Genomic DNA, 7,605 nt, shown 5'->3' on the forward strand with positions numbered 1-7,605 from the left:
AAGAGAGCCGGGCGGGCCCGGCCTGACCCACGCCGGGCTCAGGTCGGGTCCGAACCACGCTCAGGCCGCCGGGCCGGAACCGGGCCCGGATCAGGCCGCAGCCACGCTCAGGCCGCGATCAGCGACGTCAGCAGCCCGGTCGCGTCGATCCCGCGCGGCAGGTCGCTCACCTGTCCGTCCCCGACCTCGACCACCCGCCAGCCGGAGCCGTCCGCCCGGCTGGCGAGGTCGGTGGTGACGAACCGGCAGCCGAGCGTCCGCACCAGGGAGCGGACGCCGCTCAGGTCGGGGTCGACCTCGTCGTGCGGCGCGTCCGGGTGCGGCCCTACGAGCACCGGTTCGCCGTCCAGCCACCACACCCGGGCCTCGACCGCCCGGGTGCCCCCAGTAGCGGCACCGGGACCGGCCTCGGCCCCGACGGGAGCGGACGCCCGCTCGAACTCCTCGTACCGCCGCAGCACCACCCCGCCCGCCAGGAACTCGCCCTGCAGCTCGACGAACCGGGCCACCACCCGACCGACGGCGTCCGGATCGGCGAGCTCCGGCACGTAGCAGGCCTCGTGCCACTCGTGCTTGCGGGACTTCACGTAGTCCTTGACGATCGCCGGGCCGCGCCCGCCCAACCGGGCGACGGCATCGGCGAGTTCCTCCCGCCCCGGCCCCGGTGCCGATCCGTCCGCCGCCTCGCCCGCCGAGGGGATCCACACGCTCGACGGCGTCGATCCCTCGAACACGCCGTACCAGCCGGGAAGTTCGTGTGCGGCCGCGTAGCCGGCGGCACTCGTGAGCAGGTTCCCGCCGCGCGCGGAGAGGGCGGTGGCGAAGGCGGCGTAGTCCCGGGAGGGGATCATCCAACCCCGGTACCAGAGCGGGCCGCCGTCCTCCGGCACCCGCCGGACGGCTTCCTCGGCCCGTCCGGTCAGCAGCGCGTCGTGGTCCACGAGGTGCTGCTCGCCGCCCAACTCCCGGACCAGCCGGGCCTCCCAGGCGAAGTGCGGGTCGGGCCGGCGCGGGTTGAGCGGGTCGGCGGGAAAGACGATCGCGGGTACGGGCATGGGCGTCAGCGTACGGCGGTACGGCCTCGCGCGCCGTCACACCGGACCGTCGGCGCCCGTCCCGCCACCGCTCTTCCGATCACTGCACGCCCCGCCACCCCCGTCCCGGAATTCCGAGACGCCCGTCGCCGGACCCTGCGAGAGTGGGCCGATGAAACGACAGCAGCGCTCCCGCAGCCCGCTGGGACTCGCCGGACTGCGGCGCCCCCGCGAGCGCGTGCCCCGGCAGGCGGCCCGGACGGCGGTCCTGGCCGAGGACGGCTCGGTCTTCCTGCTCCGCTCCGACAACTCCGAGGTCGGCGTGCACTGGACGATGCCGGGCGGCGGGCTGGACCCCGGCGAGACCCCGCGCGAAGGCGCCGTCCGCGAACTCCGCGAGGAGACCGGCTGGACGGATCTCGAACCCGGCCCGCTGCTCTGCACCTGGGAGCACGACTTCACCTGGCACGGCACCCCGGTCCGCCAGCACGAGCACATCTACGTCACCCGGGGCCCGCGCCGCGGCCCGGTCGGCGACGTCAGCGCGGTGCACGCCGTCGACCGCATCCTCGACTGGCGCTGGTGGACGCCGGCCGACCTCGCCGCCCCGGACGCCGACGCGCTCTGGCCGCCCAGGCTCCCCGAGTTGCTGACGATGGTCCGGTCGGGCGACTGGAACGCCGACGGGCGCGACGCGGTCGCCGTCCACCTCGGCTACATCCCGAACTCCCCGCCGGAGCACTGACGTTCGGCCACCGGGCACGGTGCCGGGCCGAACGGCGCGGACCGGCTACGCCCGTCCGCCGCGCCGCCCGCGCGCGGCCTGCCAGCCGTGCAGGTCGAGCTCCCGGTCGTGCAGGGCGCCGGGGTTCATCATCACCGTCAGCTGCACGCCGGCCAGTTGACCGAAGGCGAGACCGGTGGCGGACAGCAACTGCTCGGTCGGCACCGAGACGGCGATGGCGGGTCGCCAGGAGGGCAGCACGACGAGGCTGGTGCCGCGCCCGATCCGGACCGGCTCGGCGGTCACCCGGACCGGCGTGCGCTCCTCCGGGCGGCCGACCGCCTCGGGCTGGTGGGGGCCGACGCCGATCAGGATCCCGAGCGGCGTCTCGGCCTGGTCGGCCCAGGTGCCGCCGGCCGGCCGCCTGGCCGCAGTGGCCCCTGCGGCCCCGTTCGCCCCCGCCGTCGTCCTGCCCGCTCCCCGTGCGGACCTGCGCGGCAGCGGCCCGTCAGGTGCGACCGTCTCCCGTTCGGCCGCCTCCTGTCCGGTCGGGGCGGTGTCGGGGTGCATGCGGCGCAGCCGGCGCGAGGGCGAGGGTCGTCGTGTCCCGAGGGTCCGCGGTTCCTCGCGAGCCGCCCGCAGCACCGGCACCGACCGTTCGGCCGTCGGTTCGGCGGGCTGCCGGAGTTCGTGCGCGTGGACGTCGCCGGGCCCTCCGGGATCGTCCTGAACCTGCCAGGTCGGCGGAGCCTCCACTGGCACGGCCTCGCCGAGGAGCGTCGCGACCTCCGCCACCGGCCGTCGACAGGCGGCGGCCAACTCGGCGAGCGTGCGCCCCTGCAGGCGGGCGGCCCGCAGCCGTTCGGCGAGCGCGGCCTGCACACGGGCGGCCGTCCGCTCGTCCGGCGCGCCGGTCAGGGGTACGCGGGTCGGCGTGCTGCTGCCGTGGCCGCTGCGCGGTCGCGGCACCGAGTCGTCCCGGGCGCCGCTGCCCGGCGCACCGGGGAGCTGTCCCGCGTCGGTGGCCTGCGCGATGGAGCAGCGCGCGGCGGCCTGGCGCTGGGCTCCGGCGCGGTCCGCAGCCGGGTCGGGGCGGGCTGGGTCGGTGGGGGTGGGGTGGAGCGAGGTCATCGGCACGGGCCCTTCGGGGGACGGTCCCGACGATCCTCCCGCACGGAGTGACCAGCTCCAAGCGCCGGTTCCTCGTTCGGACGCCCCCACGCCCCTTCGGGGCGGGCCGCGGGCACCCTGCCCCTACCCGGCGTGTCGGCTCAACTGCCGGGCGCGACGAAGCCCTTGAGGTCGGCGAGCACCGCGTTGGCCGCCGTCACGCCGAGTCCGAGGAACCAGGTTTCGTCCGAAACCGGCCGCGCCTGACCGGACTTGACCGCTCCGAGGGTCTTCCAGAGTGCGCCACCGAGTACCGCGTCCTGGTTGGTGGAGCTGGGCGATCCGTACACGCCGTAGAAGATCCAGTCGGCGTCCGCCTTGTCGATCTGCTCGGGGCTGATCTCGACGGCGAGTTCCTTGACCCGCTCGATCACGGGCTGCGGCAGCGGCACGTCGGTGAGGATCGTGCCGATGAACGACAGCTCCGCGTAGAGGCGGGTCTTGCCGGGCATGAAGCGCAGCGGCGTGATGGCCGGTCGCTTGTCGCCGAGCCGGGCGCCGATCGTCGTGGCGGCGGCCTGGTAGGCGTCGAGCTGGGCCCTGGCCTCGGCCTCCAGGCCGAAGGCGCTCGCGTTGAGCAGGAAGTTCTGCTTCCACGGGTAGCCGGGGCGCAGGGAGAAGACGGTCGGTGCGATCTTCGACAGCTGCCCGTACTGGTCCTGGGCGCGCAGCTGGCTGCCGAGGATCAGGTCGGGCTTGAGGGCGGCGATCGCCTCCAGGTTGAGGCTGTTGACGGTGCCGACGTTCGCAGGGCTGCCGGCCTTGTCCTTGAGGTAGGACGGCATGGTCCTCGAACCGTCGGTGTGGACGACGCCGACCGGCTGGACGCCGAGCGACACGACGTTGTCGAGCTCGCCGGTGTCGAGGACGACGACGCGGACGGGCTTGGCGGGGAGGACGGCCTCGCCCATCGCGTGCCTGATCGTGCGGGGGTAGACGCCGGGGGCGGCGTCGGTGCCGAAGCCCTTCATCTTCTCGATCACGGTGGCGTAGTCGTCGCCGCCCTGCTTGACCGACTTCTGGTCGGCGGAGCCGCCGCCGGACGGTTTCGCAGCGCCGGATCCGCCCGACCCGCCCGAGCCGCCGCAGGCGGTGAGGAGCCCGCCGAGGCCGAGCACGGCACCGCCGGTGAGCCCGGCGGTGAGGAAGCGGCGGCGGGAGGCGGTGCGGCGGGCGGGGGTCGGGTCGTCGGCGTTGGGGGCCACGCGACGCTCCTTCGGGATCGGCGGGCGGGTCAGGGACGAGTCAGGGGCCGGGGCGGCGCCGAGAGGGCGACCACGGAATCACAGCTAAGGTGAGGCTAACCTATCCATTGGGTCGAGAAATCACCGACCTCCTCCACCGGATGCCGGGCGAGATCACCGGGAGCGCCCGGGTCGCCGGGCACGACGACGAGAAGGCCGCCCACCTGCTCACCGTCGTCCTGCTGATCGTGGGCGCCCAGGTGATGAGCTACCTGGGGGTGACGGCCGCCAGGCGGTTCCAGTACGGCCCGGTGGGACTCCAGTCGGCCGTGCTGCTGAGGCCGACGGCGAAAACCGGTGACCGCGGCGGGCGACCGGCGCTATGGTCGAAGGCATGAAGCGCTTCACGGGCCTGTGCTGGTGGCCGTCCTAGGACGGCCACCACTGCACGCCTGACGAGGGCCGTCCGGGATGGACGGCCCTGTCGCGTTTCTCCAGCGGGACGGGCCCGCGCCCCGGACGGTCACCACCACCGCCGTACCGAGGAGACAACCCGCATGACCGCCACGACCGCCACCCCCGTCGCTGCCGCCCCCGTTCCCGTCGCTGCTCCGGCGGCCGGCCGGGTCCTGACCGGTGACCGCCCCACCGGCCCGCTCCACATCGGCCACTACTTCGGCACCCTGCAGAACCGGGTCCGCCTCCAGGACCAGGGCGTCGAGATGTTCATCGTCGTCGGCGACTACCAGGTCATCACCGACCGGGACATCGCCGACCGGCTCGCCGAACACACCGAGAACCTCGTCCTCGACAACCTCGCGGCCGGCCTCGACCCCGACCGCGCCACGATCTTCGCGCACAGCCGCGTCCCCGCCCTCAACCAGCTGCTCCTGCCCTTCCTCAGCCTGGTCAGCGTCGCCGAACTGAGCCGCAACCCCACCGTCAAGGACGAGATCGCCCACTCCAGCCAGGCCGCCGTCAGCGGACTGATGTTCACCTACCCCGTCCACCAGGCCGCCGACATCCTCTTCTGCAAGGCCGGCCTCGTCCCCGTCGGCCAGGACCAGTTGCCCCACCTCGAAGTGGCCCGCACCATCGCCCGCCGCTTCCACGAACGCTATCCGCACGCCGACGGCACCGCCGTCTTCCCCCGCCCCGAGGCCGTGCTCTCCGACGCGCCGCTGCTCCTCGGAACCGACGGCGGCAAGATGAGCAAGAGCCGGGGCAACGCCGTCTTCCTCGGCGCCTCCGAGGACGAGACCGCCCGGCTGATCCGCGGCGCGAAGACCGACACCGACCGGCACATCGCCTACGACCCGGCGAACCGGCCCGAGGTCGCCAACCTCGTCCTGCTGGCCGCCCTCTGCCAGGGCCGGGCACCCGAGGACGTCGCCGCCGAACTCGGAGACGGCGGCGCGGCCGCGCTCAAGCGCACCGTCACGGAGTCGGTCAACGAGTTCTTCCGCCCGATCCGCGCCCGCCGTGCCGCACTCGCCGCCGACCGGGGCCACCTCCGCCGGGTGCTGCGCGACGGCGCCGAGCGCGCCAACGCCATCGCGGACGCCACCCTCGCCGAGGTCAGGGAGGTCATGGGGTCGGTCTGAGGACGACGGGGCATACCACTTGCGGCGGGCCCCGCCGGATCCGACCGCACCTCACCCCCTCGCGCTCCGCCGCCCGCACCCTGGAAGGATCCCGGCCATGGACCAGCACCCGACCACGCCCGCCCGAGGGCTGACCCGCCCGCCGCAGCTCCGTCCGGGGGACCACGTCGTCGTGGTCGCCCCCAGTGGCCCGATCGACCCCGAGCGGCTCACCGCCGGGACCGCGATCCTGCGCTCCTGGGGGCTGCGGGTCACCGTCGCCCCGCACGTCCTCGACACGCATCCCACCCTCGGCTACCTGGCCGGCACCGACGCCGATCGCGCCGCCGACCTGCAGGACGCCTGGCTCGACCCCACCGTCGACGCCGTCGTCTGCGCCCGCGGCGGCTACGGCGTGCACCGCGTCGTCGACCTGCTCGACTGGGCCGCGATGCGCCGCGTCCCGCCCAAGGTCCTCATCGGCTTCAGCGACGTCTCCTCCCTGCACGAGGCCTTCGCCCAGCGGCTCGGCCTCGCCACCCTCTACGGGCCGATGTGCGCGGCGGCCTCCTTCATCGAGGACGGCCCCACCGCCGAACACCTGCGCCGAACCCTCCTCGACCCCGCCGCGACCACCGTCCTCACCGGTCCGGCCGCCGCGCCGCTCGTCCCCGGCCGGGCCCGCGGCGTCACGGCCGGCGGCTGCGTCCACGTCCTCGCGGCCGAGCGGGGCACACCCGCCGCCCGGCCCTCCTTCGCGGGCGCCATCCTGATCCTCGAAGACGTGAACGAGCACCCGTACCAGCTCGACCGCCTCCTCACCCAGTTCCTCCGCTCCGGCGCCCTCGACGGCGTGGCCGGCATAGCCCTCGGCTCCTGGGAGGGCTGCGGCCGGCCCGACCGGGTCCGCGAAGTGATGCTCGACCGCCTCGGCCCGCTCGGGGTGCCCGTGCTCTGGGAACTGGGCTTCGGCCACTGCCCCTCCACCCTGACCGTCCCGCTCGGGGTCCCGGCCGTGCTCGACGCCGACGCGGGCACGCTGACCCTGGAGGTGCCGGCCCTCGCCGCCCGGTGAGGCGTCGGCTGCGGAGGAGCGATCGGACCGGGGCGGGCGGATGAGTAGGGTGCGGCCATGAACGAGGACCGCCTCACCGCCCTCGCCCTCGGACTCCTCCGGGGCCCGGGCAGCAACGCCCGCACGATCCTCGGACTCGCCGGCCCTCCCGGGGCCGGGAAGTCCACCCTGGCCCGGCACCTGGTCGCCGAGGTCGAGCGCGCCGAAGGTCCCGGCAGCGCCGCCTACGTCCCGCTGGACGGCTTCCACCTCTCCGCCGCCCAGCTCGACCGTCTGGGCCTCACCCACCGCAAGGGCGCGTCCGCCACCTTCGACGCCCACGGCTACGTCGCGCTGCTGCGCCGCATCGCGACCGACCGCTTCCAGGACATCTACGTCCCCGACTTCGACCGCACCCTCGACGAACCGGTCGCCGCCCGCCACGTCGTCCGTCCGCAGGCCCGCCTCGTCATCACCGAGGGCAACTACCTCGCCTCCACCGACGCCCCCTGGCCGGACGCCCGCCGCCTCCTCCGCGAACTCTGGTACGTCGAGACCGACGACGCCCTCCGCGAGGAACGCCTCCTGCGCCGTCACCGCGACGGAGGCCGCGACGAGCCCACCGCACGCCGCTGGGTCACCGGCAACGACCACCCGAACGGCGAACACGTGAAGGCCGGCCGCCCGCTCTGTACCCGGATCGTCCCCGGCACGGGTTTGCCCGGGGCGCCGAACAGGGGTAGTGTTCTCTAGTCGCTCGGCAGGGAGCACCGGACACGCATCGGCGCGGACGGTCCCGGGGCGGCCAATCCCCTGAAACACCACTTCCCGGTCCGGGCTGGTCCGCGTCTTGTCG

At 74.6% G+C, this 7,605-nt stretch carries 8 protein-coding genes; 5 read left to right on the forward strand and 3 right to left on the reverse strand.

Translation table 11 applies throughout. The features are described from left to right. Positions 1-107: 107 nt before the first annotated feature. A complete protein-coding gene (locus AB0C76_RS37975) occupies positions 108-1,055 on the reverse strand; it encodes an ATP-grasp domain-containing protein (protein ID WP_359974507.1) in 948 nt (315 codons plus the stop codon). Between the two features lie 151 nt (positions 1,056-1,206). Between AB0C76_RS37975 and AB0C76_RS37980 the strand changes: the two genes are divergently transcribed. Then, positions 1,207-1,779, forward strand: coding sequence for an NUDIX domain-containing protein (locus AB0C76_RS37980; protein ID WP_359974509.1), 573 nt, complete (start codon positions 1,207-1,209; stop codon positions 1,777-1,779). Between the two features lie 45 nt (positions 1,780-1,824). Here the strand turns inward: AB0C76_RS37980 and AB0C76_RS37985 are convergent, their stop codons facing one another. After that, a complete protein-coding gene (locus tag AB0C76_RS37985; RefSeq protein WP_359974511.1) occupies positions 1,825-2,889 on the reverse strand; it encodes a hypothetical protein in 1,065 nt (354 codons plus the stop codon). 140 nt (positions 2,890-3,029) lie between these two features. Next, a complete protein-coding gene (locus AB0C76_RS37990) occupies positions 3,030-4,133 on the reverse strand; it encodes an iron-siderophore ABC transporter substrate-binding protein (protein WP_359974513.1) in 1,104 nt (367 codons plus the stop codon). A gap of 107 nt (positions 4,134-4,240) precedes the next feature. Between AB0C76_RS37990 and AB0C76_RS37995 the strand changes: the two genes are divergently transcribed. The 4 genes from AB0C76_RS37995 (at position 4,241) to AB0C76_RS38010 (ending at position 7,502) form a co-directional block, all read left to right on the forward strand. Continuing rightward, entirely contained in the window at positions 4,241-4,510 is a 270-nt protein-coding gene (locus tag AB0C76_RS37995) for a hypothetical protein (RefSeq protein WP_359974515.1), read from the forward strand. A 159-nt stretch (positions 4,511-4,669) separates the two neighbouring features. Next, a complete protein-coding gene (gene trpS / locus AB0C76_RS38000) occupies positions 4,670-5,716 on the forward strand; it encodes a tryptophan--tRNA ligase (protein ID WP_359974517.1) in 1,047 nt (348 codons plus the stop codon). A 97-nt stretch (positions 5,717-5,813) separates the two neighbouring features. Beyond that, positions 5,814-6,770: an LD-carboxypeptidase gene (locus tag AB0C76_RS38005; protein WP_359974519.1), complete on the forward strand. Its 957-nt coding sequence runs from the start codon at positions 5,814-5,816 to the stop codon at positions 6,768-6,770. Between the two features lie 57 nt (positions 6,771-6,827). After that, complete coding sequence (locus tag AB0C76_RS38010) at positions 6,828-7,502, forward strand: nucleoside/nucleotide kinase family protein (protein WP_359974520.1); 675 nt, start codon at positions 6,828-6,830, stop codon at positions 7,500-7,502. Positions 7,503-7,605 lie beyond the last annotated feature (103 nt).

This window comes from Kitasatospora sp. NPDC048722, from assembly GCF_040650235.1.
Lineage (GTDB): Bacteria > Actinomycetota > Actinomycetes > Streptomycetales > Streptomycetaceae > Kitasatospora.